Genomic DNA, 24107 nt, shown 5'->3' with positions numbered 1-24107 from the left:
AATATCCCCGCCGGAGGCATCCCGAGCGGTCTTGCGTCCTTCACGCAAGACCGCGAGACAAGGAGTCTTCGCGCCGCAAGGCGCTCAATACGGCAGGCGCCCCGACCCGCATCACAGCCCGGTCATCTCCGGCGCTTCCTGCAAACCCAGCAGCGCCTGCGCCCAGGCCCCGATCCGCGCCGCATTGACGCCCATGTCGCCCGATCCGAACCTTTGCCGCCCGGCGATGCACAGCGACGGGCCGTCCATCACCTCGGCGGTGGTGTAATCGGGGTATCCCATCAGCAGGCTGCGGGTGATCCAGGTGATCCGCCCCTCCGCCGCCGACCCTGCCAGCCGCTCGGTGCGCGGGGTGGCCATCGCAATCGCGTCCAGCCGGGCGAGCAGAGCGTTCGGGTCGCCGGTGATCGGACCATAGCGGGTATCGGGCCGGATGCAGAACACATGGGCATTGCTCGGCAAATCCCCCGCAGCCAGGTCCACGTTCCACACTGCCGGGTCGGACGGCGCCAGCCGGATGAAGGCCAGCGCCCCCAGGAAGGCGATGACGGCGAAGGCCAGCCCCGGCCCAGCCTTCGCCCGGACCCTCATCTTTGCGTCCGCGCCCAGTGGTAGAGGCAGATCAGCTCATAGGCGACATGCGCCCCGGCAATCGCCGTGGCCCCGGTGGTGTCATAGGGCGGCGAGACCTCGACGATGTCGCCCCCGACCATGTTGATCCCCGCCAGATCGCGCAAGGCAGCCGCCGCCTGCCACGAATGCAGCCCGCCCCAGACCGGCGTCCCCGTCCCCGGCGCGGCGGAGGGATCGAGGCAGTCGATGTCGAAGGTCACATAGGTCGCGCCGTCGCCGACGATGTCTTTCGCCTTCGCCACCACATGCGCGACGCCCTTCTCATGCACCTCGCGCGCGTCGATCACGGTCACGCCCAGGTAATCCTCGGTCGTGGTGCGGATGCCGATCTGCACCGACCGTTTCGGATCGACCAGCCCCGTCTTCACCGCCTTGTAAAGCATCGTCCCGTGGTCGATCCGGCTCAGGTCGTCATCGGGCCAGAGGTCGGAATGCGCATCGAAATGGATCACCCCCAGCGGCCCGAACTTTTCCGCATAGGCCTTCAGGATCGGATAGGTGATGTAATGGTCGCCCCCCAGCGTCACCGTCCCCGCCCCTGCCGCCAGGATGGCGCGGATATGCGCCGTCAGCGTGTCGGGGAAGTCGGAAACCTTGGCATAGTCGAAGGCACAGTCGCCGTAGTCGACGATCGACAGCTCCTCCAAGGGGTTCGTCGGCCAGCCATAGGGCGGATCGTAGGGTTGCAGGCTTGATGCCTCGCGGATCGCGCGGGGCCCGAAGCGGGTACCGGTCCGGTGCGTGACCGCCTGGTCGAAGGGAACCCCGGTGATCGCCAGATCGACCCCGGTCAGGTCCTTGGTGTAGGTCCGGCGCAGGAAAGAGGTCGCCCCGCCGAAGGCGTTTTCAAAGGCATAGCCCCGGTTGGATTTCCGGGTGAACGCAGTGTCGACCTGCGTCTTCGCGTCTTCAAGTGCCATGAGAATCTCGGGTCTTTCGGCGCAGTCGTTCAGCGGAGACGCGCGGATCCGGTCCCGGCAGTTGATCCACCCCGCGCGCCCCTGTCAAGCGGGCGATTTCTTCGAAGAAATCGCATCGGAGCCTTCCAAGGCTCCGGGCGCTCACCCGATCCGGTGGCCCTCCCGCACCAGCTCGTCGGTGACCTTGCCGATCGCGCGTCCCAGTGTCTCCACCACGAAATCCACCTGCCCCTTGGTGATCGTGAGGGGCGGCGACATCACGTTCAGATGCCCGATGGGCCGCACCATCAGTCCCATCGCCTCGGCGGCGTCGCTGATCCGCTTCGATTCATTCACCCCGTCCGGCAGCGGCTCCTTGGTCGCTTTCGAGGCCACATTCTCCACGCAGACCATCAGCCGCCGCCCGCGCACCTGACCAACCAGCGGCAGGCCCTCCAGCCCCTTCAGCCGGTCGAGGAAATAGTCCCCGACAACCGCCGCATTCTCCAAGAGCCCCTCACTCTCGATGATCTCAATGGATTTCAGCGCCGCCGCACAGCTGACCGGATGCCCGGAATAGGTAAAGCCGGTGGTGAACCAACGCTCCCCCTTCGCCGCCATCGCCTCCCAGATCCGGTCGGAGAAGACCAGCGCGCCCAAAGGCAGGTAGCCCGAAGTCAGCCCCTTGGCGCAGGTGATCATGTCCGGCACCACGCCGAATTCCGCCTCGCTGGCGAACCAGTGCCCCAGCCGACCGAAGGCCGTCACCACCTCGTCGGCGATGAAGAGGATATCGTGGCGCCGGCACACGTCCCACATCCGGCGCAGATAGCCCTCCGGCGGCACGATCACCCCGCCCGAGGCCTGGATCGGTTCGGCGATGAAGCCGCCGATCCGGTCGGCCCCCACCCGCGCGATCAGCGCCTCGAACTCGGCCACCAGAAAGTCGCAGAACGCGGCCTCGCTCATCCCCTCCGGGCGGCGATAGGGGTTCGGCGGGGTCAGGTGGTGGATGCCGTCCTCCTTGTAGCGGAACTCGGCCACCCGGTCGCCCGGCCGCTTGCCCACCGATTGCGTGAGGTAAGTCGAGCCGTGATAGGAATGATCCCGCGCGACGATGTCGGTCTTTTCCGGCCGCCCCATGCAGGACTGGTAGTACCAGACCATGCGGACAGCGGTGTCCACCGCCGTCGACCCGCCCGTGGTCAGATGCACCCGGTTCAGGTCGCCCGGCGCCAGCGCCGCCAGCTTCGCCGACAGCCGCGCCGAGGGCTCGTTCGTCACGTCGACGAAGCTGTTGGCAAAGGCCAGCCGCTCCACCTGGTCAGCAATCGCCTGCGCCATGTCGCGGCGCCCCAGCCCGATGTTGGTGCACCACATGCCCCCCACCGCATCCAGATAGCGCCGCCCCTCGGCATCCCAGAGATAACAGCCCTCGCCCCGCGCGATGACCAGCGAGCCGTCCTTCTCGAACGACCCGAAATTGGTCCAGGGATGCAAGGAATGCGCCCGGTCCATCTCCCACAGGTCATGGGGCGACGGGCTGTTCGGCAGATCGAGGGTCATGACTCTCTCCGGTGACTGACTGCGCAGTCAGTGTAGCAGTTTGATCAAAACACGGCCAGCCCCCTGATTGCTCCAAAGGTTGGGTCAGGGCAAGATATGGTGTCCAAAGGTTGATGAGGCCCCATCAGGACCCCTGCCCCGCCGCCGACAGCCGCCAAAGCCGATTCGGCAGTTTCATACTGGCCCAAATATCCCCGCCGGAGGCAACTGCCGCTCACCGCCGGGGCGCGGCCTCAGAACAGCTTCTGCTTCGCCTTCGCCACGCTGAACCCGTGCCCTTCGGCATTGGTGCAGGTCATCCCCGTCTTGGACGAGACGCAGGAGATGCCGCCCAGCGACACCGCCTCGCCATAGGGCAGCACCGGGTTGCCGGGGTCCTGCACCGTGTCGCCGACGCAGAGGAGTTCCCCCTTGCCGGAAGCGGCGACACCGAAGGCCATGCCCCAGTCCTGCTCGCAGCCCGCCGGGCGTTTGGTGTAGGTGGGGGTATAGGACCGCAGGTCGCAGCGCGCCTCGGTCCGGCCATCGATGGTATACATCGCGCAGTGGATGTTCCCGGTGGGCGAGCGGAAACCGAAATAGTCGTCGGCAAGCGCGGGGGATGCAGCGAGGGTCAGGATGGCAAGTGCAATGGCCTTCACGGCAGAATCCTCTTCCTGAAAAGGGTCGATGGCAGCAGTCTAGCGGCAGGATCATTGCCCGGCCAGTCAGACATCCCGATGCTCAAACCCGCCCTCGCCTATGTCCTCCCGGTCTTCGTCACCGCCTTCGCGCTTGGCGCGCTGCGCGTTGGCCTGATCGCGCCAAGGACCGGCCCCCTCCTCGCCGTGGCGCTGGAATTGCCGCTGGTCCTCGCCCTGTCCTGGGCCGTCGCGGGCCGGGTGCTGCGCCGCTGGCCCCGGACCCCGCGCCTTGGCATGGGGCTCGCCAGCCTCCTGATCCTGATGCTCCTGGAACTCGCCGCCGCGCTGGCTTTCGGCCAGACGCCGGGGCAATTCCTGTCGGCAATGACCACCCCGCCCGGCGCGCTTGGGCTGGCCGGGCAGATCGGCTTCGGCCTGATCCCGCTCGTCCGTCAGCCCAGCGGCTGAGCCCGCTCCACCAGCCGGGCGAAGAAGCTGGCACCCACCGGCGCCGCCTCGTCGTTGAAGTCGAAGGCCGGATGGTGCAACCCCGCCCCCGGCCCGGTGCCGAGGAAGAGATAGGCCCCCGGCCGCGCCTCCAGCATATAGCTGAAATCCTCCGACCCCATCTCGCGCCCGGCCCGCGCATCCACCGCTTCCTCCCCCGAGACCTCGCGCGCCACTTCGGCGGCGAAATCCGCCTCCTCCTCGTGGTTGATCGTCGCCGGATAGCCCCAGTCGTAGTCGATGGAGGCCGTGACGCCGTAGGCCGCCGCGTGCCCCTCGACGATCTCGAAGAACCGCTTCTTCAAGAGCGCCCGCACATCCGGCTTGAAGCAGCGGATCGTCGCGGCAAAGCTCCCGTCCTCCGGGATGATGTTCGAGGCCGACCCGGTATGGATCATCGTGACCGAGATCACCGCCTCGTCCAGCGCATAGACGTTGCGCGGGATGATCGTCTGCAGGGCCTGCACCATGCCGACGATGGCCACCACCGGATCGACGCATTCATGCGGTGTCGCCCCATGCCCGCCCTTCCCCGTGACCTTCACCACCGCCGTATCCACGCTCGCCATCAGCGGCCCCGGCGTGGTCTGGAAATGCCCGAAGGGCACGTTCGGCGCGTTGTGGATGCCGTAGACCTGGCCGATCCCGAAGCGGTCCATGATGCCCTCCTGCACCATGACCTGCCCCCCGCCGCCATCCTCTTCGGCCGGCTGGAAGATCAGCGCCACGGTGCCTGCGAAATTCCGCGTCTCCGCCAGGTATTTCGCCGCGCCCAGAAGCATCGTCACATGCCCGTCATGGCCGCAGGCATGCATCTTCCCCTTCACCGTGCTGGCGTAAGGCGCGCCCGTCAGCTCCTCGATCGGCAGCGCGTCCATGTCGGCGCGGAGGCCAATCACCGGCCCTTCCCCCCGCCCCCTTATCAGCGCCACGATCCCGGTCTTCGCGATTCCCGGATGAATCTCGTCCACCCCGATCTCGCGCAGCCGCTCGGTGATCCAGGCCGCCGTATCATGGCAGTCGAAGGCCAGTTCCGGGTGCTGGTGCAGATACCGCCGCCAGCCCTTCATTTCCTCGGCATAAGAGGCGATACGGTTCAGAACGGGCATGACGTAGGTTCCTTGGCGGTGTGACTTGTCAGCCTTTGATCACATCCGAAAACCGGGCCGACCGCAATGACCCTGCTGCCCCGCGAAGGTAACGACTGCCTGACCCGCCCCGCCCGGACCGATGCAACTCGGCACCAGTTCACCTCGAAAGTGAGAAAGCGAATCCAAACCGCGCCGCGCTTGCTTGGCTGGTATGGTAGTCTTTGCTCATGCGATTGCCTTGTTCCTGGGTTGGAAAATGAAAAGAACCACATTGTCAGCTGCGGCGTTGCTTGCTCTGGCCAGTCCCGCACTGGCCGGCGGACCGACCATCGTCGAGCCCGATCCCGTCCCCACCGTCATGCCCGAACCGGCTGCAACCACCGACTGGTCCGGCTTGTACGCCGGGCTCAGCTACGGCAGAAGCTCGGGCGATCTGGATTTCGATCCGGTGCCCGCGCAAAGTCTCGACAGCGGCAACGCCACGGCACTGTATCTCGGCTACCTTTGGCAGCGGAACAATCTCGTGTATGGCGGCGAACTCGCCTACACCCGCTTGAAGGACAATTTCGTGACGGGGTTCACCTGCTGCGAAGTTGATCGGAGCATCGACCTCAAGGGCCGCGTTGGCATGGCTGCGAACCGGGTGCTATTCTATGGCGTGCTCGGCTATTCGATGTCGAGCTATGACGAAGGTTCCGGGAACTGGGATCCCTCTGGTCTTTCCTATGGGCTCGGCGTGGATTTCCGTGCGACCCAGCGCCTGAACATCGGTCTGGAATACCTTGCCCGCGATCTGAACGGTGACAATCCCAACGGCTTGGGCCAGGAAGTGAACATCGATCTCGACACGGTTTCGCTTCGCGTCGGCCTGTCCTTCTGATCCCTGCGCGCGGGGGCTGGCCTTCGCCCCCGCGCCCCCCTTAAGCTGGCCCCGCACCTGATCGCGAGGCCCCATGTCGCCCCCCCTCCCCCCCTCCGGCATCGACCGCCTCCTCGCCATCATGGCCCGCCTGCGCGACCCGGAAACCGGCTGCCCCTGGGATATCGAGCAAAACTTCGCCAGCATCGCGCCCTACACGCTGGAGGAAGCCTTCGAGGTCGCCGATGCCATCGACCGCCAGGCCTGGCCAGAGCTGAAAGGGGAGCTTGGCGACCTCCTGTTCCAGACCGTCTACCACGCCCGGATGGCCGAGGAGGCCGGGCATTTCGCCTTCGCCGATGTGGTCGAAACCATTTCCGACAAGATGGTCGCCCGCCACCCGCATGTCTTCGGCGACCACTCCCGCGACAAGACCGCCGAACAGCAGACCCGCGACTGGGAGGCGCAGAAGGCCGCCGAACGCGGGGCCGCCCGCACCCTCGACGGCATCGCGCAGTCGCTCCCCGCCCTCACCCGCGCGTTGAAACTGCAGAACCGCGCCGCCCGCGTCGGCTTCGACTGGCCCTCGACCGGCGAGGTGCTGGACAAACTGGTCGAAGAGGCCCGCGAGGTGGTCGAGGCCCGCGATACCCTGTCCCACGCCGCCCTGACCGAGGAAATCGGCGACCTCCTCTTCGTCGTGGCCAACCTCGCCCGCCACCTGAAGGTCGATCCCGAAGCGGCCCTGCGCGCCGCCAACCAGAAGTTCACCCGCCGCTTCGCCCGGATCGAGGACTGGCTCGCGGAAACCGGCCGCAAACCGGCCGACAGCGATCTTGCCGAAATGGACACCCTCTGGAACCGCGCCAAGGCCGAGGACAAGTCGCGCTAGGTCGCGAGCTTCATCAGCACGATCCCCGACAGGATCAGCCCCGCCGCCAGCATCCGCAGCGCCGTCGCCGGTTCGCCCAGCACCACGATCCCCACGCCGAACGCCCCCAGCGCCCCGATCCCGGTCCAGATCGCATAGGCCGTCCCCAGCGGCAGCACCCGCATCGCATGGGCCAGCAGCGCGAAGCTCAGGCCCATCGTCACCAGCATCAGCACCACCGCCCAGGGCCTGGTGAACCCGTCCGAGGCCTTCATGGCCCAGGCCCAGACGATCTCGAACACTCCGGCGAAAAACAGCGAAACCCAGGCCATTGCAGCCCCCTTCTGTCGAACCGCCGGGCCGTCCCGGACATCGACCCTGCCAAAGGGGGAGGACGTGGCCTCGCCGATCCTACCTGGCCGGTCGAAGGCAACGGGTCAATCCCGCGCCTGCGGAAATCGACCGATGGTTGCCATCGGGCAACCACCGCGACAGTTTCCCGGTTGACCAAAGTGAAAGACTCAGGTTTAAGCGCCGCATAAACCCGACAAAAGGAGTCAGCCAATGCTGCGCCTCTCGACCCTTGCTCTCCTCGCCGCCTCGGTTCCGGCCTTCGCGCAGGAAATCAACGTCTATTCCCACCGCCAGCCCGAGCTGATCCAGCCGCTTGTCGACGCCTTCACCAAGGACACCGGCATCACCGTCAACGTGGCTTTCGTCGACAAGGGCATGGCCGAGCGCCTGCAAGCCGAGGGCGACCGTTCCCCCGCCGATCTCGTCCTCACCGTCGACATCGCGCGACTGATGCAGATCGTCGACGCGGGCGTCACGCAAGCCGTCCAGTCCGACGTGCTGGAAGCCAACATCCCCGCCGAACTGCGCGACCCCGAGGACCACTGGTTCGGCCTCACCTCGCGCGCCCGCGTCGTCTATGCCTCGAAGGACCGCGTGAAGCCCGGCGAAGTGACCACCTACGAGGACCTCGCCTCGGACAAGTGGAAGGGGCGGCTCTGCACCCGGTCGGGACTGGCCGACTACAACATCGCGCTTCTGGGGGCGATGATCGTCCACCATGACGAGGCCTATGCGACGAAATGGGCCGAGGGCCTGAAGGCCAACCTCGCCCGCAAGCCCGACGGCGGCGACCGCGACCAGGCCAAGGCCATCGCGGCGGGCGAATGCGACATCGCGCTGGGGAACACCTACTACATCGGCCAGATGCTCGCGAACCCCGAGGAGAAGGACGCCGCCGAGCAGGTCTCGATCATCTTCCCGACCTTCGAGGGCGGCGGCACGCACCTGAACATCTCGGGCGTGGCGATGACCAAATCCGCCCCGAACAAGGAAAACGCGCTGAAATTCATGGAATGGCTGACTTCGGACGAGGCGCAGAAGATCTATGCCGAGACGAACTACGAATTCCCGGTCAAGGCCGGGGTCGAACGCTCCGCTCTGGTGAAGAGCTGGGGCGAGTTCACCGCCGACACCACGCCGCTCGCCGACATCGCCAAGGCCCGCGCCGCGGCGCTGAAGATCATGGAAACGGTCGACTTCGACGGGTGATCCCACCCGTAGGTCGGGCTTCAGCCCGACTCCAGAAAGAGCGCGCCCCAGGGCGCGCTCTTTTCAATTGCAGGCAATCAACCGCGTGAAGCCTGCGGCCAGATCGGCAAGCGTCTCCGGCGCCATCCCCGGCCCTGCCCCGCCGATCACCGGATCGACCCCGTTTTGCGCCAGGAACAGCTTGGCGATCTCGCCGCGTATCGCGAAGTTCACGTTCTGCGGAATGTCATCGTAAGCCTTGAGCGCATAGGCGATATCCAGCTTGGCCACCACCACCCCGACAACCTGACCCGCCGCATTCAGCACCGGCCCGCCCGAATTGCCCGGCTGGACCGGGGCCGAGATCTGCATGTTGATGCCGTCGCCGCCCATCCCCTTCAGGCTGGTGACCGACCCGCGGGTCACGTTCAGGCCGCCGAGCAGGTCGGGCAGCGGATAGCCCGCCACCGTGACGTCCGAATTCAGCCGCGCCGGATCGGCGGCAAAGCTGGCCGGTTTGGCGTGCGACAGGGCAGGCACCCGCAACAGGGCCAGGTCGAAGACCGCATCTTCCGCCACCACGCTGGCCGGTTCGCCATCCACCGACAAGCTGGCGCAGCCCGAGACGACATGCTGGTTCGTCAGCAGATAGCCGTCCTCGGACACGATGAACCCGGTCCCGAACCCCGCCGCATGGGGGCCGGAGGCCGCCACCGTTTCCCCGCCCGTGTCGGGAGCGCGTGCCGAAGGCGTCGGGTCCGGCCTGTCCCGCTCGTCCATGATCCGGGCCAATGTCTCGATCCCGGTGGCCAGTCGTCCGGAAGAAACTCCGATGGCCGGGGCATAGCCCGGCGCGATGCTTCCGGTGATGGCGGCAAAGGCCCCGGAATCGCTGTCGGCTCCGGCGATCATCAGTGTCGACCAGCTGCCGCCCCGGTAATCCGATCTGGTGTAAAGGCTGATCCCGCCCGAGGTCCGCGCCGAGGTGATCCACAACAGCGGGCGGCGCAGCGTGTAGACCTCTCCGATGGCCCTGCCCGCCGTGTATTCGTGATACCCTTGTGCCGCGCGGCCATTGTCGATGGTCATCGAATAGCCAATCGACCGGCCCCGCACGTTCAAGTTGACGAAGACATCTGACGGCGTGCCGTCGATCAGGGCGGCGGTCGGAACCAGGAACGACATGTCCAGCGCCGAGTTGTACTGCCGCTCCCAGCCTTCCGCATCAAGCGCCTCATAGGCGTCGAGCGCCGCGAAGAGCGCATCCGCGTTGGTCACGATTGATGTGCCGCCATTGGCCAGCGTGTAGCGCTCCAGCGCCCGCTGGCTGGCCTGACCCCAGGCCCCGTCGATCATGCCGTTATAAAAGCTGCCAAAGGCCAGCCCGACCTGCAGGAAGCGCTTCTCCTGCTCGGTCAGCTGGCGGGCGTCGAATTCCTGACCCAGTTCCTCGGCGGTATAGGCCGACAGCGGCCCGCTGGGCAGGACCAGAAGCAGGACAAGGATCAGCGCGCGCACGTCGTTTCTCCTGGTGGCAGAGCCAGTGGCATATCCCGGACCAGATCAGGCCAAATGGGCACGATTGTGGAAGGCTTCGGGTTTTTCCCGGTCCGCCGGTTCGGATCACCCCCCGCACATCCCCGTCCAGACCATCCCCAGCCCGACCAGCGACCCGGCCCAGCCCAGGGTCAGCAGCCAGCCGCCAAACCGCGACACCACTGGCACGTCTTCCGCTGTCGCCCCGGTCTCCACGCCCACCCGGCGCAGCCCGCGCCGCAGCCAGCCCAGCCGCACTCCGGCGCGGGCTTGCGCCGCGCCGATCCCGGCCCTGACCACCGCGTTGCGCAAGACACGGGTCAATTCCGCGATCCCGCTCGCCTGCACCAGCGCTCCGCCGCCGACCATCAGCCCGACGCCCACCACCCCGACCCAGAAGCGCCGCGCTTCGCCCAGCCAGCCGTCCACCAGCCACGCGCTGCCGAAAGCGGCGCCGACGACAAGGGCAATCGACAAAAGCAGATGCATGAAGATCCCCCTGCAAACCCGGCTGCGCGGGACCCTAGCGCATCGACCGCAGGGGAACAGGTCGGAAATCCCTGCCCTCGAAACCTTTCCAAATCCTGAACGTCCACGGATAACGCATTGTTTTCGTTACGTCGAAAATTCTGTCCACCGTGGACACCTACCCCATGAACTCCACCGACAACACCGTCGGCAGATGCCTGGCGACCTCCTCCCAGCTCTCCCCCTCGTCCCGGCTGAGGTAGACCGACCCCGAATTCGTCCCGAAGGCCACCCCGCCGTCGGTCGAGGCCATCCCCTGCCGCAGCACCGTGAAGAAGCAGTCCCGCTCCGGCAGTCCCTTGCCCTTCCCCGCCCAGCTTTCCCCGCCATCCTCCGTCTTCCAGACCAGCGCCCGCCCCTCCACCGGATAGCGCCCGATCGAATCCCCGTTCAGCGGGAACACCCAGGCCACCCCGGGCTTCGACGGATGCGCCGCCACCGGGAAGCCGAAAGTCGAGGGCAACCCTTCCGTCACCTCCTCCCAGACGGCGCCCCCGTCGCGCGACCGATAGACCCCCTGGTGGTTCTGCATGTAGATCAGCCCCTCCGCCGCCCCGAAGGCCAGGTTGTGGACGCAGGAGAAAATCTCGTCCTCCTGCCGGAACTCCACCCCGTCCCCCCAGTCCCGCGCGAGCGCCCCCGCCGGCCCCGCCCGGTTCCCCCGCCGGTTCCGCATCGCCCAACTCGCGCCGCCGTCGCGCGACTCGAACACCCCCGCCGCCGAGATGCCCACCCAGAGGCCCCCCTTCTGATCGGCAAGGATCGTGTGCAGCGTCAGCCCCGCCGCCCCCGGCATCCACTGGTCCGCCCCCGGCTGGTCGGTCAGCGCCTCCAGCCGCCGCCAGGTCCCGCCCCCATCGAGGCTCTCATACAGATAGGCCGGCTTCGACCCCGCCAGCAGCCGGTCGCGATCCAGACACAGCGACCAGAGCTGCTCCGCCCCCTCGAACGGCCCCTTCGACACCGCCCACTCGCCCCCGACCCGCCGCCACACCCCGGCCCCGAGCCAGCCCGAGCCCCCCGCCGCGAAAATCTCGCCCCCGCGCCCGATGGCGTGGTTGATCGGCCAGCCCTCGCAGAACGGCCCCTCGACCCGACCGTCCTCCAGCACGAACAGCCCCTTCGTCGTCCCGACCAGTATCTCCATCGCGGCACCCCCCGTTTTCCCCAGCCTGCCACAAGCCGCCCTCTGGACAAATCCCCTTCGCCGCCCTCTCCTTCCCGGAAAGGAGACCCCAATGCCGCGCAAGATCATCATCGACACCGACCCCGGCCAGGACGACGCCGTCGCCATCCTCCTCGCGCTGGCCAGCCCGGAGCTTGAGGTCCTCGCCCTCACCGCCGTCGCGGGCAACGTGCCGCTCCCCCTCACCCAGAAGAACGCCCGCGTCATCGTGGAACTCGCCCGTCGCGACACCCCGGTCTACGCCGGCTGCGACGCGCCGATGACCCGCAAGCTCGTCACCGCCGAGCATGTCCACGGCAAGACCGGGCTGGACGGCGTTCCCCTGCCCGAGCCGACCCATCCCCTGCAGCCCGGCCACGCCGTCGACTACCTGATCGATACGCTGCGCGCCCATCCTTCCGGCAGCATCACCCTCTGCCCGCTCGGACCGCTCACCAACATCGCCACCGCCTTCCGCCGCGCCCCCGACATCGTGCCGAAGGTGGCCGAGATCGTCCTGATGGGCGGTGGCTATTTCGAGGGCGGCAACATCACCCCGGCGGCCGAATTCAACATCTATGTCGACCCGGAAGCCGCTGACATCGTGTTCAAATCCGGCGTTCTCCTTGTGGTCATGCCCTTGGACGTGACCCACAAGGCCCTGACCTCGCGGGCGTGGGTGGAGGAGATGCGCAGCTTAGGCACCCCCGTCGGCCAGGCCGTCGCCAGCTGGACCGACTTCTTCGAACGCTTCGACACCGCCAAGTATGGCAGCGAAGGCGCCCCCCTGCACGACCCCTGCGTGATCGCCTACCTCCTGGAGCCCGCCCTCTTCCACGGCCGCCACATCAACGTGGAGATCGAGACGGGATCGGAGCTGACCCTCGGCATGACCGTCGCCGACTGGTGGCGGGTGACGGGTCGCGAGCCCAACGCGATGTTCATGGGCGGCGTGGACCGGGAGGGGTTCTACCGGCTCCTGACGGAGCGGTTGGGGAGGTTGTGAGGGACTTCCCAAACGGATCTGGTCACGATAGCTTTGCTCTGGCGCTTGGCGTTGGAGCACCGAAGCTATGTACCCATTGTTCTATTCAGTCTCAGGAAAAGATATTGAATTTGCCGAGAGCGCCTGGGAGGCGTTCCCGTCAGATTGGGTCTACCTATACTCAAAAACTGGCCGTCTCGGCGCCAATATGTGGGATGAAATTGGGCTTCAAGAACTGCCAAAAGCACGAGTATTTGTAGTCTTTTGGTCGCGGAACTACCCAAGCAGCGTCGGCTGCGTTCGCGAAATCGAACAGGCAGCTTCACTGTACCGACTTGGTTTGGTGAAGCCGGTGATCGCCCGCCTCGACGATTACCCGATTTCCTGGCGCGACGGAATGGACGAAGCTTTGAAGCCAGTTTTCGAAGCACTCAGGCCCCTAGCTGACTATCGAGCCTCCGAGGCGAATGCATCAGTCCAAAAAGCAGTTTCACTCATCTCTTCCGTAGCCGAGCCGCTCCTCCAGTCAGACCATCCCCGCATGCAGCGAGACACTCTTGTTCGTGCGTTGCGCAAAAGTCTCCAGCGTGACAGGTTCACCCTGCAACCGGCCTGCTGGGTTTCGGGATTCAATGGCGTTGGCCGCGAAGGGTTGGTGTCGGACCTTAATCGCAATCTGACCCCGAACGGTGCGGCCATTGTGATCGAGATCAATGAAGCAACGTTGCCTCGACAGCTTCTGCTTAGGATAGAAAGCGAGGCTTTTGGTGCGAACCTGGAAACATTGCAGGCCATACTTCAAGGGACTGCAGAAGGCGATACCGCCGCAGTAGCAACAGCGATTGAACGTATATATCAGGCCGGAAATTATCTGATTCTTCGACACGGTCGGATCATCCAAGAGGAGGTTGAGCTTCCCGAGTGGTTGGACGATGTTTCGCTGGCACTTTCTCCAGCTACGAGACCAAAACTGTTCGTATTGTCTCAGCAACCTCTGTCGGGCACCAGGCTGATCAAATGCTCGGAGAAGATGGTCGCCTTCCGAGTGCCCACCATGGGTGAAGAGGAGATGACAAACTTTTGCTATGAACTTGTGGGCTACTTTGACACAAACCCGTCTCGCTGGAGCGACGAAGATGTAAAGCGCGTCGCGCTGGCAGCGAACGGCACCGTCGGGTTTCTTGTGGGTATCGTCCGGTCCGCCGCCCGGATCGACAGTTTCGACAACGTCGAGGCAATGTTGGCACAGCGTGGCGACCGGATGGCGGAGAGCATCACTGCATTTGTACGGTGGGCTTTTGCACAGCTTCGCGATGACCTGAATGCACAGAAGACGCTTCTCTTTCTGAATGATGTCACACCGTGTCATATCGTCGACATAGAGAAGGCGGTTACACCTTCAGTCTCAATAATTCGCGTGCTCAGCCGGTTGCTGAATCTTGGCTTGGTCGAAAGAGAAACCGATGACATCTACCGACTGACTCCCTTGCTGGCTAGTCGTTTGAACCGTCAACTAATTCGTCCAGAACTTGTGCAGTGGGCCGCAGGGGCGCAGAAAGCATTCGCAGCGAGTCCCTTTGAGATGACAACGGTTTCGGACGAGGGAAATCATGAGTACATCCGGCTCGAAGCAAGGGTGAACGCCGCGCTACTATCCGGCGTTGACAGTCTGCCGAACAGCTTGGGCGCCTTTGTTTCGGCAGCGCATTGGTTTCAGGCCGGAATCAGGCTCTATCATGCACGGAAATGGCAACCTGCCTATCGGCTTCTCAAGAAAGCACATGACAGTCGTGCCGAGTTTCGCGACGCGTCTAAAGTTGAGATTGATCGCTATTTTTGCTTGACAGCGACAAGAATGCGAAAATACTCTGAAGCAGAAGCTTGCATCACAAGGCTGGAAGCAGACCACCGGAGCAAACCCATCGCTGCATTTCTGGCTGCCGATCTGCACGAGTATCAGCGCAACTTCCCCGAAGCGATCAAGGCATACGAGCGAGCGATTTCTCTGAATCGTGACAAAAATCGACGATTGGAGTACATTTATAGACCGCTTGTTAGGTGTATTCTGGCCAGCTGGAAACCGGATTTCGAGAAGGCAGAGCGCTACGCCAAAATTTACGTTGGTTTGAAGCGCACGGTTTTCAGCTTGAGTGCTCTCGCCAATGTGTACCTGGAGTGGAAGTTTCGTCGCGATAAATCGAACGACCCCGTGCCGGACAATATCGACAGCCTATTCGAGAATGCACTTGGCGACTTAGAACGTCATCCCGGCGCGGATGCGGCGCCATTCGAAATCTATGCAAAGGAAGCGGAGTTCACGGGAGACTTTCCGGCTGCCATCGAGAGTATGGACCAAGCGATCAGACTTGATCCAGAGCGGTTTCAACTTAAGGCCGAACGTTGGCGGATGATGGCAAGTTTCGGCGAGTCGGTGGCCGCAGCTCAGGCCGTCAGAGAGCTTGACGAAGCACGGGGCCAGCCCTCCAACGAAGCGATATGGCCGTCTTACGTAAACGCGCTGACGGAGACGTATGTGCGTGCCTTGCTGTCAAGCGGCCAGCCCGTTGCCTTGGCGAACGGGTTTGCACCGGAACTCCAAGCGTCTGGAGAACTCGGTCAGATTATTGCTCGCGTTCGACGAAACTAGAGGACCAATCTTGGCTTCGACGTTCAAAACGCGCAGAACTTTCTTGAGTTTACTTCAGAGATGGTGCTGAAAGCCGAATCTCCGCAATATTGACTTCATTAACCACCCCCTTAATAAACCCCTATCGCCCACGCGCAACCCATTGCTTGCAAACCATAATCCGAAAATGTCCACCGTGGACAGCCGGAGTCCTTTGCGGCCCCCACCTCACCCCACCGGCAGCACCACCGAGAACCGGCTCCCCTCGTCCACCACGCTCTCCACCCGCAGCCAGCCCCGGTGGCGGCTCACGATGTGCTTCACGATGGCCAGCCCCAGCCCCGTCCCCCCCATCTCGCGGGATCGATGGGAATCGACCCGGTAGAACCGCTCGGTCAGCCGCGGCAGGTGGACCGGATCGATCCCCTCCCCCTCGTCCACGACCTCGACCCGCACCGCCGGGCCGCGCACCGTCTCCTCCGGGGCAAGCGAGACCCGCACCACCTGCCCCGCGCCCCCGTATTTCAGCGCGTTCTCGATCAGGTTGGTGAAAACCTGCACCAGCTGGTCATGATCCCCCGGCACCGTCACCGCCTCCCCCACCAGCTCCACCCGGTCCCCCTTACGCTCCGCCACCCCCTTCAGCGCGGAGATCACACCCTCCAGCAGCCCCCGCAGGTCCACCGCCTCCTTCGGGCGCACCCGCTCCTCCGCCTCCACCCGGGAAAGCTGGAGAAGGTCGCGCACCAGCCGGTTCATCCGCCCCGCCTCGGCCTCCATGATCCCGAGGAACCGCTGCCGCGCGGCGGGGTCGTCCTTCGCGGCATTCTTCAGCGTCTCGATGAAGCCCATCAGCGCGGTCAGGGGCGTGCGCAGTTCATGGGAGACGTTGGCCACGAAATCCCGCCGCATCTCGCCCGCCCGCTCCTCCTCGGTCGCGTCGCGGAAGACGGCCAGCACCAACCCCTCGCCCTGGTCGGAGAGGGTGACCTGCAGCACCGCCTCCTGCCCGTCGCGGCGGAGCACCATCCGGCTCTCCTGCACGCCACCATCGCGGGCCACTGCCGCCATCGCCTCCAGCACCGCAGGCGCGCGGACGGCCATCGCGGGGTGGCGGCCAGTGATGCCGTCGCCCAGAAGCGCGTGGCCGGGGGCGTTCACGGCCAGGACCTGATCGTCATGCCGGACCAGCATCGCGGGCAGCGGCAGGCCGGACAACAGGCGCTGAAGCTCAGGCTCGGTCATTCGCGCGACTTCTCCCCATGATTGTGGAAGCAGGCCTTGTCTTGCGCGGGAATACCAGTAAATTCCCGGTTGTACATGTAACGCGGTGCGGTGCCGGCCTTTGACCGGAGCAATGGTCGGCCCCGACGCGAGTCCTGAAGACAGACGATTTGGCGGCGCCTCACTTGATGAGAGGTGGAGAGATGTCGCAAAAGCTCAGGTGTCTGGTCATCGGTATTCCGGAGGCGAAGGCGGCCGAGGGCAGTCTGCGTCCGGAGGAGTTCGCCTCGATCGAGCTTGGCGATTTCGACGGCTTTCTTCCGCTGCCCGCCGGGCTGGAACTGGTCGTGACACCCTTGTTCTGCAAGACCTTCGATGCGCTGGAAATTATCGAACGCCTGGGGGCGCAGGACTATCGCAAGCTGTTGCGCGTGGTGGCGCCCAAGCTGCCGAACCGGCAGATCGTCCTGCGGGAGCTTCGCAGCCATGCGGCGCGTCAGGGCATCACCATCGAGCTGATCGAGGAAGGCCCGCCCGAGTCAGGCGGGGCTTAGGCCGGCCTTGAAGCGCCGGGCATTGGCCTGGTAGCCGGCGGCAGAGGCGAAGAGCTTCGCCCGCGCGGTCTCGTCCAGCTGTCGCACAACCTTGCCGGGTGACCCCATCACCAGCGCGCCGTCCGGGATCTCCTTCCCCTCGGTGATCAGTGCGCAAGCGCCGATCAGGCAGCCCTTGCCGATCTTCGCGCCGTTCAGGACGGTCGCCCCCATGCCGATCAGCGTGCCCTCGCCGATGGTGCAGCCGTGCAGCATGGCCTTGTGGCCGATGGTGCAGTTGGCGCCGATGGTCAGGGGATAGCCCATGTCGGTGTGCAGGACTGCGTTCTCCTGCACGTTGGTTCCGGCGCCGACCCGGATCTCCTCATTGTCGCCGCGGATCACCGCGCCGAACCAGATGGAGGCATCGGCTTCCACGATCACCTTGCCGATCAGCGTGGCTTCATCGGCAACCCAGGCGGAGGGGGCGATGCTGGGGGCGATACCGTCGAGGGCGTAAATCATCGGGCTTCGAACTCCTCGTATAGCTCACGGACGAAGGCGGAAAGCTGCGGCTGGCGGTCGCGTTTCAGCCGTTCGGCGGTAAGGATGGTCTTGAGCCGGTCGAAGGTTACCTCAAGATCGTCATTCACCAGCACATAGTCATATTCCGCCCAGTGGCTGATCTCGTCGCGGCTTTTCGCCATGCGACCGGCTATCACCTCATCACTGTCCTGCGCGCGCGAGCGAAGGCGGCGATCCAGCTCGGCGATGGAGGGCGGCAGGATGAAGATCGAGACCACGTCGCCGCGCATCGCATGTTTCACCTGCTGGCCACCCTGCCAGTCGATGTCGAAGACGGTGTCGCTGCCCGCCAGCATGGCCGCTTCGACCGGGGCGCGGGGCGAGCCGTAGAAATTGCCGAAAACCTCGGCATGTTCCAGCATCTCGCCTTGCGCGACCAGGGCCTCGAACTCACCCCGCGAGCGGAAATAGTATTCGCGCCCGTCCTCTTCTCCCGGTCGGGGTCTCCGCGTGGTGGCAGAAACCGAGAAGCGCATCGTCGGGTCCCAGGCCATCAGCATCCGGGACAAGGTCGATTTTCCGGCGCCCGAAGGCGAAGAAAGGATGAGAAGAAGCCCGCGCCGGGTCATGCGTCATTCCACATTCTGAACCTGCTCGCGCATCTGGTCTATCACGGTTTTCAGGTCAAGGCCGATCCGGGTCAGCGCCAGCGACTGCGCCTTGGAGCACAGGGTATTCGCCTCACGCATGAATTCCTGCATCAGGAAATCCAGCTTGCGGCCCGCCGGGGCCGGGTCGGCGACAAGGACACGGGCGGCGGTGACATGGGCGGAGAGGCGGTCAAGCTCTTCGGTCACGTCGGTCTTGACCGCCAGCAGCGCAAGCTCCTGGGCAAGGCGTGACGGGTCGACGGCATCGGTTGCCGCCAGGATGCGCGCCAGCCCGTCGCGCAGGCTGTCGGCCTGGGTCGCGGCGCGGGCGGCGGTTTCGCGGCCTGCCTCGGCGGTCAGTGTGGCGATGCGGTCAAGCTGCCCCCCCAGCACCGTCGCCAGAGCGCGGCCCTCGGCGGCCCGCATCGCGGCGAAGTCGGCCAGCAGGCCCGGCAGGTCGGCGAGCAGGGCCGCGCGCAGGGGCGCGGTATCGGTTTCCTGCGTCGCCGCGTCGATCACGCCGCGCAGAGTGAGCACATCCGCCGCAGTTGGCTGGCGCAGGGTTACGCCCGCATCCATCGCGGCGCCTTCGACCCGGGACAGGGCCGACAAGGCGGCTGCCAGCGCCGCTTCGTTCAGCCGGTAGCTGCTTGCGTCGCGTGTCTCATCCTGGGTGACCTTCAGCGTCAGGCTGAGGTTTCCGCGCGTCGCCGCCTTTTGCAGCTCGGCCCGGATCGTCGGTTCCAGCCCGTCGACCCAGTCCGGCACCCGGAGCCGCAGGTCCAGCCCCTTGCCGTTGACCGACCGCAGGTCCCAGACCCAGGTGTAGCCCGCGCCCGCGCCACGCCGGGCCGCGAAACCTGTCATCGAGATCATGGGGCCCTCATTCAACCGCCGAGTGCGGTATTTACCATTTGATTAGATTTTCGCCCGAATCCTGCCGGTCCGGGGTATTTTCCCTTCATGGCGCGACGGGCGGGCCCCCCGCAAGGGCCGGGATGCGGGAGGTGGTGACAAAGATGACGCTGAGCTTTCTTGACCGGTTCCGCACACGCCGCGACCAGCCGCCCCTGCCGGTCTTCGACGGACTTGCCCAGGTCCGCGCCTATTGGGAGGGGTTGCGCAGCGAGGACGGCCTGCCGCAGCGCTCGGCGCTTGATCCGCGCGGGCTGGGCGGGGTGCTGGACCGCGTCTTCCTGGCCGAACGCATCGGCCGGGGGCTGGTGCAACTGCGCGTCGCGGGGTCCGGGCTGGGCGATTTCGCCGGAATGGATGTGCGCGGATTGCCGCTGTCCTGCCTCTTCGCCGCGGACTCGCGGCCGCTCCTCGCCCAATGCGTCGAAAGCGTCTTCTCGGGCCCCGCCGCAGTAGAGCTTGACCTTGGGTCCGACCGGCTGGGGGGCGAGACGGTGATCGCACGCCTGCTTCTCTTGCCGCTGGCCGACGTGTCGGATCGGAAGCTGCTGCTTGGGGCCATCAGTTTCATCGCCGGGGCCGTGCGCTGCAAGTTCCAGATCCGGGCGCGGCGCGAGGAGACAATGCCGCCTCCCGCTGCCTTGACGGTTGAGGCGCCGCCGCCGAAGCCGATCCGCCGCTATGGTCATCTGGCGCTGGTTCACAGCACCGAATGACAAGGCGGCGGGTTTCCCCACCGCCTGATCCGTTCGACCAACCGGAAGCTTACAGCGCGACGCGCCGGGCGGCTTCGCGTTGCGAGGACAGCTCTTCCGCCACCAGGAAGGCCAGCTCCAGCGACTGCGAGGCATTGAGCCGCGGGTCGCAGGCGGTGTGGTAGCGGTCGGCGAGGTTCTCGTCACTGACGGCGCGCAACCCGCCGGTGCATTCGGTCACATCCTGACCCGTCATCTCGAAATGCACGCCGCCGGGGACGGTGCCCTCGGCCTTGTGGATCGCGAAGAACTCGCGGACTTCGCGCAGGACGGAATCGAAGGGCCGGGTCTTGTAGCCCGAGGCGGCCTTGATCGTGTTGCCATGCATCGGGTCGCAGGACCAGACCACGTTGGCGCCTTCGGACTGCACCGTCTTGATCAGGCGCGGCAGGTGTTCACCCACCTTGCCCGCGCCGAAGCGGGCGATCAGGGTCAGGCGGCCCGGCTCGTTTTCCGGGTTCAGCTTGGCCATCAGGACCTTGAGGTCGTCGGCGGTGGTGGAAGGCCCGCATTTCAGCCCGATCGGGTTCAACACCCCGCGCGCGAATTCGACATGCGCGCCGTCCGGCTGGCGGGTGCGGTCGCCGATCCAGATCATGTGGCCGGAGCCTGCAACGTTCTGCCCGGTGATCGAGTCGACCCGGCAGAGCGCCTCCTCGTATTCCAGCAGCAGCGCTTCGTGGCTGGTGTAGAAGTCGACGCGCGAAAGTTCGTTCGCGGTGTCGCTGTTGACTCCGGCCGCGTTCATGAAGTCGAGCGCGTCGGAAATGCGGTTCGCCATCTCGCGGTAACGCTCGGCCTTGTCATGCTCGGCGAAGCCCAGCGTCCAGCTATGCACCCGATGGATGTCGGCGAAACCGCCGGTGGAGAAGGCGCGCAGAAGGTTCAGCGAGGCGGCGGCCTGGGTATAGGCCTGCAGCATCCGGTTCGGATCGGGGATGCGGGCCTCGGGCGTCGGCTCGAAACCGTTGATGATGTCGCCCTTGTAGGACGGCATTTCCACGCCGCCCACCATCTCGGTCGGCGCGCTGCGCGGCTTGGCGAACTGGCCGGCCATGCGGCCGACCTTGATGACCGGCACCTTGGCGGCATAGGTCAGCACCACCGCCATCTGCAGCATGACGCGGAAGGTATCGCGGATGTTGTCGGCGCTGAACTCGGCAAAGCTCTCGGCACAGTCGCCGCCCTGCAAGAGGAAGGCCTTGCCTTCGGCAGCCAGTGCCAGCTGCTTCTTCAGCCGCCGCGCCTCGCCCGCGAAGACCAGCGGGGGATATTTCGCCAACTGCGCCTCGACCACGTTCAGCGCCTTCTGGTCGGGATAATCCGGCATCTGGATCCGCGGTTTCGCGCGCCATGCCGTTTTCGTCCATCCCTTGGTCATCGTACCACTCCGGTCCCGTGCAATCGGCCTGCGGTATACGCCCCGGTTTCCGCCTTTGCAAAGGGCGATTGGGCGAAAACAGGTGGTTTCGGCCCTTGCGGAGGGGCGGAATTTGAGGTTCCATAGCCCGCAAACGACATTCTCAGGTCGCAGACATGACGCTTGCCCCCCGCAAGGCTACCCAGACGCAGAAGACCACGACGACCCGGCGCTTCGTCTTCGTGCTTCTCGACAAGTTCACGATGATCTCCTTCGCCGGTGCGATCGAACCCCTGCGGATTGCCAACCGCGTGTCGGGCGAGCCGCTCTATTCCTGGGTTCTCTGCGGCGAGGGCAGCGAGAAGTCCTGTTCGAACGGCGCGACCTTCCGGCTGGACATGGGGCTGGAGGAGATGGACCGCGAGGACACGGTTCTGGTCTGCGGCGGCATCGACGTGCAGCGCACCACGACCAAGGGCATCGTCAGCTGGCTGCGGCGCGAAGCCCGGCGCGGGGTGACCATCGCGGGCATCTGCACCGGCGGGCATGCGCTGGCGAAGGCGGGGCTCTTGGACGGGAAGAAGGCGACGATCCACTGGGAAAACCAGGACGGATTCTCGGAAGAATTCGAGGATGTGAAGCTGACGAAGTCGGTCTACGTCATGGACGGCAACCGCTGGACCACGGCGGGGGGGATTTCCTCGCTGGACCTGATGCTGAAGATCATCGCTGCGGATCATGGCGAGGACCTGGCGAACACGGTGGCCGACCAGCTGATCTATTCCACCATCCGCACCGACCAGGACACCCAGCGCCTGTCGATCCCGACCCGGATCGGGGTGCGGCATCCGAAACTCAGCCAGGTCATCCAGATGATGGAGGGCAACATCGAGGACCCGATGTCGCCCGCCGACCTGGCCGAGGAGGTGGGCATGTCCACCCGCCAGCTGGAGCGGCTGTTCCGCCGCTACCTGAACCGCTCACCCAAGCGCTACTACATGGAACTGCGGCTGCAGAAGGCGCGCAACCTTCTGATGCAGACCGACATGAGCGTGATCAACGTGGCGCTGGCCTGCGGCTTTGCCTCGCCCTCGCATTTCTCGAAATGCTACCGCAGCCACTACAGCACCACGCCCTACCGTGAACGCGGGACGCAAGGCATGCCCAGCGTCGTGCCGGTGCGGTTGTCGATCTGACCCTTGCCGGGGCTCATCCGGATGCCCCCCGCAATGGCAGGGACAGGCGCCCACTTTTGCGTGTCGCATCCCCTGCCCCGGTGGCAGAGCGCTGATTTCGTTCCCTTCCCTGGACGGTATGGTTTCTGCCCCGGCGGACGGAGCGCACAACCCTGAAATGTGGCGCTGCCGCATGCCATGTCGACTGGCGGGTCATTTTTGCGTCGACAGGATGTCGACAAAATATGGCTTCCCTTTTGGAACGCATCCCACTACGGTCGGCACAGGATTTCGATCCAAACAGGGAGATACAATAAATGAAGAAACTTCTGCTGGCCGCTTCGGCCTGCGCGCTGATGGCTGGTGCCGTGTCCGCCGAGGACGTCAAGATCGGCATCCTCATCGGCTTCACCGGCCCCATCGAATCCTTGACCGGGCACATGGCGAACGCGGCCGAAGCCGCGATGGCCGAAGTGAACGCTTCGGGCAAGGCGAAGAACACCTACTCCTCGGTGCGTGGCGATGACACCTGCACCGACGCCGCTGCCGCGACCGCTGCCGCTGAACGCGCGATCACCGCGGAAGGCGTCAAGGGCATCATCGGCGGCGACTGCTCGGGCGTCACCCGCGCGATGCTGACCAACGTCGCCATGCCGAACGGCATCGTGATGGTCTCGCCCTCGGCGACCTCGCCCGCTCTGACTGCCGACCCGGACAATGGCCTCTTCTTCCGCACCGCGCCCTCGGACGCGCGCGAAGGTGAAGTCATGGGCGAGATCCTGAAGGAAAAAGGCGTGAAGTCCATCGCGCTGACCTATTCCAACTCGGACTACGGCAAGGGACTGGCCGAAGCGATCGCCGCCGGTTTCACCGCCCAGGGCGGCACCGTGACGATCAACGCTGCCCATGACGACGGCAAGGCCGACTATTCGGCGGAAGTCGCGGCGCTGGCCGCGGCGGGGGGCGATATCCTTGTCGTCGCAGGCTATCTGGACCAGGGCGGCAAGGGCATCATCCAGGCCTCGCTCGACTCGGGCGCCTTCACCACCTTCGGCCTGCCGGGCGGCATGGTCGGCGATTCGCTGCCCGCAGCGATCGGCCCGGCGCTCGACGGCTCCTACGGCCAGGTGGCGCAGTCCGACAGCCCCGGCGCGGCGATCCTGGCGGAAATGGGCAAGAAGAACGATCCGGCCTATGACGCCACCTCGCCCTACACGATGGAAAGCTATGACGCCGCCGCGCTGATCATGCTGGCGATGGAGGCTTCGGGCTCGACCGACTCGAACGTCTACAAGGAAAAGATCATGGAGATCGCCAACGGGCCGGCTGACGGTTCCGGCGTCAAGATCCTTCCGGGCGAGCTGGGCAAGGCGCTGGAGCTGATCGCAGCCGGCACCGCCATCGACTACGACGGCGCTTCGGGCGTGACCCTGATCGGACCGGGGGAATCGGCTGGCCGCTACAAGGAGTTCGTGGTCAAGGACGGCAAGTACGAGACCGTCCAGTTCCGCTGATCCGGCGTCACGGCGCCTGATCCCG

At 65.3% G+C, this 24107-nt stretch carries 24 protein-coding genes; 10 read left to right on the top strand and 14 right to left on the bottom strand.

What is annotated here, in order from left to right; genetic code table 11:
• Window positions 1-111 precede the first annotated feature (111 nt).
• From ACE3P6_RS09150 to ACE3P6_RS09135, 4 genes are all read right to left on the bottom strand, one after another.
• Window positions 112-591: a DUF1499 domain-containing protein gene (locus tag ACE3P6_RS09150; protein WP_374394016.1), complete on the bottom strand. Its 480-nt coding sequence runs from the start codon at window positions 589-591 to the stop codon at window positions 112-114.
• Window positions 588-1553, bottom strand: coding sequence for an agmatinase (gene speB, locus ACE3P6_RS09145; protein WP_374394013.1), 966 nt, complete (start codon window positions 1551-1553; stop codon window positions 588-590). Before speB ends, ACE3P6_RS09150 begins: the two co-directional genes overlap by 4 nt.
• 141 nt (window positions 1554-1694) lie before the next feature.
• On the bottom strand, window positions 1695-3098 hold the full coding sequence (locus tag ACE3P6_RS09140; RefSeq protein ID WP_374394011.1) for an aminotransferase: 1404 nt from the start codon (window positions 3096-3098) through the stop codon (window positions 1695-1697).
• Window positions 3099-3331: 233 nt separating this feature from the next.
• Window positions 3332-3739 carry a DUF6636 domain-containing protein gene (locus tag ACE3P6_RS09135; RefSeq protein ID WP_374394008.1) on the bottom strand — a complete coding sequence of 136 codons (408 nt, stop codon included), beginning with the start codon at window positions 3737-3739 and terminating at the stop codon, window positions 3332-3334.
• 78 nt (window positions 3740-3817) lie between these two features.
• On the opposite strand from ACE3P6_RS09135, the gene ACE3P6_RS09130 reads away from it, so the two are divergent.
• On the top strand, window positions 3818-4189 hold the full coding sequence (locus ACE3P6_RS09130; protein ID WP_374394006.1) for a hypothetical protein: 372 nt from the start codon (window positions 3818-3820) through the stop codon (window positions 4187-4189).
• On the opposite strand, the gene ACE3P6_RS09125 is transcribed toward ACE3P6_RS09130, so the two are convergent.
• Window positions 4174-5337 carry a M20 aminoacylase family protein gene (locus ACE3P6_RS09125; RefSeq protein WP_374394003.1) on the bottom strand — a complete coding sequence of 388 codons (1164 nt, stop codon included), beginning with the start codon at window positions 5335-5337 and terminating at the stop codon, window positions 4174-4176. The genes ACE3P6_RS09130 and ACE3P6_RS09125 overlap by 16 nt on opposite strands.
• Before the next feature lie 238 nt (window positions 5338-5575).
• On the opposite strand from ACE3P6_RS09125, the gene ACE3P6_RS09120 reads away from it, so the two are divergent.
• Window positions 5576-6199 (top strand): outer membrane protein, encoded by a 624-nt coding sequence (locus ACE3P6_RS09120; RefSeq protein WP_374394001.1) that lies wholly within the window; start codon window positions 5576-5578, stop codon window positions 6197-6199.
• A gap of 73 nt (window positions 6200-6272) precedes the next feature.
• Window positions 6273-7070 (top strand): nucleoside triphosphate pyrophosphohydrolase, encoded by a 798-nt coding sequence (mazG, locus tag ACE3P6_RS09115; protein WP_374393998.1) that lies wholly within the window; start codon window positions 6273-6275, stop codon window positions 7068-7070.
• Here mazG and ACE3P6_RS09110 read toward each other — a convergent pair.
• Complete coding sequence (locus ACE3P6_RS09110) at window positions 7067-7381, bottom strand: multidrug efflux SMR transporter (protein ID WP_374393995.1); 315 nt, start codon at window positions 7379-7381, stop codon at window positions 7067-7069. The genes mazG and ACE3P6_RS09110 overlap by 4 nt on opposite strands.
• Window positions 7382-7613: 232 nt before the next feature.
• Here ACE3P6_RS09110 and ACE3P6_RS09105 point away from each other — a divergent pair, with 232 nt between their 5' ends.
• The gene (locus tag ACE3P6_RS09105; protein ID WP_374393993.1) at window positions 7614-8612 is read left to right on the top strand and encodes a Fe(3+) ABC transporter substrate-binding protein; all 999 of its coding nucleotides are present in this window, start codon (window positions 7614-7616) and stop codon (window positions 8610-8612) included.
• Window positions 8613-8675: 63 nt separating this feature from the next.
• On the opposite strand, the gene ACE3P6_RS09100 is transcribed toward ACE3P6_RS09105, so the two are convergent.
• The 3 genes from ACE3P6_RS09100 to ACE3P6_RS09090 all read right to left on the bottom strand — a co-directional run bounded on the left by ACE3P6_RS09100 (window position 8676) and on the right by ACE3P6_RS09090 (window position 11802).
• A complete protein-coding gene (locus ACE3P6_RS09100; protein WP_374393991.1) occupies window positions 8676-10109 on the bottom strand; it encodes a S1C family serine protease in 1434 nt (477 codons plus the stop codon).
• Between the two features lie 105 nt (window positions 10110-10214).
• On the bottom strand, window positions 10215-10616 hold the full coding sequence (locus ACE3P6_RS09095) for a hypothetical protein (RefSeq protein WP_374393989.1): 402 nt from the start codon (window positions 10614-10616) through the stop codon (window positions 10215-10217).
• A 157-nt stretch (window positions 10617-10773) separates the two neighbouring features.
• Window positions 10774-11802: an exo-alpha-sialidase gene (locus ACE3P6_RS09090; protein ID WP_374393987.1), complete on the bottom strand. Its 1029-nt coding sequence runs from the start codon at window positions 11800-11802 to the stop codon at window positions 10774-10776.
• A 91-nt stretch (window positions 11803-11893) separates the two neighbouring features.
• On the opposite strand from ACE3P6_RS09090, the gene ACE3P6_RS09085 reads away from it, so the two are divergent.
• Window positions 11894-12826 carry a nucleoside hydrolase gene (locus ACE3P6_RS09085; RefSeq protein WP_374393985.1) on the top strand — a complete coding sequence of 311 codons (933 nt, stop codon included), beginning with the start codon at window positions 11894-11896 and terminating at the stop codon, window positions 12824-12826.
• Between the two features lie 76 nt (window positions 12827-12902).
• A complete protein-coding gene (locus ACE3P6_RS09080; protein WP_374393983.1) occupies window positions 12903-15452 on the top strand; it encodes a tetratricopeptide repeat protein in 2550 nt (849 codons plus the stop codon).
• A gap of 207 nt (window positions 15453-15659) precedes the next feature.
• Here ACE3P6_RS09080 and ACE3P6_RS09075 read toward each other — a convergent pair whose 3' ends face one another.
• Entirely contained in the window at window positions 15660-16676 is a 1017-nt protein-coding gene (locus tag ACE3P6_RS09075; protein ID WP_374393980.1) for a sensor histidine kinase, read from the bottom strand.
• Between the two features lie 182 nt (window positions 16677-16858).
• Here ACE3P6_RS09075 and ACE3P6_RS09070 point away from each other — a divergent pair, with 182 nt between their 5' ends.
• The gene (locus ACE3P6_RS09070) at window positions 16859-17209 is read left to right on the top strand and encodes a hypothetical protein (RefSeq protein WP_374393977.1); all 351 of its coding nucleotides are present in this window, start codon (window positions 16859-16861) and stop codon (window positions 17207-17209) included.
• Here the strand turns inward: ACE3P6_RS09070 and ACE3P6_RS09065 are convergent.
• From ACE3P6_RS09065 to ACE3P6_RS09055, 3 genes are read right to left on the bottom strand one after another with little or no spacing between them, the layout of a single operon-like run.
• On the bottom strand, window positions 17195-17713 hold the full coding sequence (locus ACE3P6_RS09065) for a gamma carbonic anhydrase family protein (RefSeq protein ID WP_374393976.1): 519 nt from the start codon (window positions 17711-17713) through the stop codon (window positions 17195-17197). The genes ACE3P6_RS09070 and ACE3P6_RS09065 overlap by 15 nt on opposite strands.
• Entirely contained in the window at window positions 17710-18342 is a 633-nt protein-coding gene (gene gmk, locus ACE3P6_RS09060; RefSeq protein ID WP_374393973.1) for a guanylate kinase, read from the bottom strand. Before gmk ends, ACE3P6_RS09065 begins: the two co-directional genes overlap by 4 nt.
• Window positions 18343-18345: 3 nt before the next feature.
• A complete protein-coding gene (locus tag ACE3P6_RS09055; RefSeq protein ID WP_374393970.1) occupies window positions 18346-19239 on the bottom strand; it encodes a YicC/YloC family endoribonuclease in 894 nt (297 codons plus the stop codon).
• A gap of 143 nt (window positions 19240-19382) precedes the next feature.
• On the opposite strand from ACE3P6_RS09055, the gene ACE3P6_RS09050 reads away from it, so the two are divergent.
• The gene (locus ACE3P6_RS09050; protein ID WP_374393967.1) at window positions 19383-19994 is read left to right on the top strand and encodes a PAS domain-containing protein; all 612 of its coding nucleotides are present in this window, start codon (window positions 19383-19385) and stop codon (window positions 19992-19994) included.
• Window positions 19995-20043: 49 nt separating this feature from the next.
• Here the strand turns inward: ACE3P6_RS09050 and ACE3P6_RS09045 are convergent, their stop codons facing one another.
• Complete coding sequence (locus tag ACE3P6_RS09045) at window positions 20044-21414, bottom strand: class II 3-deoxy-7-phosphoheptulonate synthase (protein ID WP_374393965.1); 1371 nt, start codon at window positions 21412-21414, stop codon at window positions 20044-20046.
• Window positions 21415-21569: 155 nt separating this feature from the next.
• On the opposite strand from ACE3P6_RS09045, the gene ACE3P6_RS09040 reads away from it, so the two are divergent.
• Window positions 21570-22589, top strand: coding sequence for a GlxA family transcriptional regulator (locus ACE3P6_RS09040; protein WP_374393962.1), 1020 nt, complete (start codon window positions 21570-21572; stop codon window positions 22587-22589).
• Window positions 22590-22885: 296 nt separating this feature from the next.
• Complete coding sequence (locus ACE3P6_RS09035; RefSeq protein ID WP_374393959.1) at window positions 22886-24082, top strand: ABC transporter substrate-binding protein; 1197 nt, start codon at window positions 22886-22888, stop codon at window positions 24080-24082.
• Window positions 24083-24107 lie beyond the last annotated feature (25 nt).

Source organism: Tabrizicola sp., assembly GCF_041911175.1.
Classification (GTDB): Bacteria; Pseudomonadota; Alphaproteobacteria; order Rhodobacterales; family Rhodobacteraceae; genus Tabrizicola.
The sequence above is the reverse complement of the archived record's forward strand: the minus strand, read 5'-3'. Positions and strand labels throughout refer to the sequence as shown.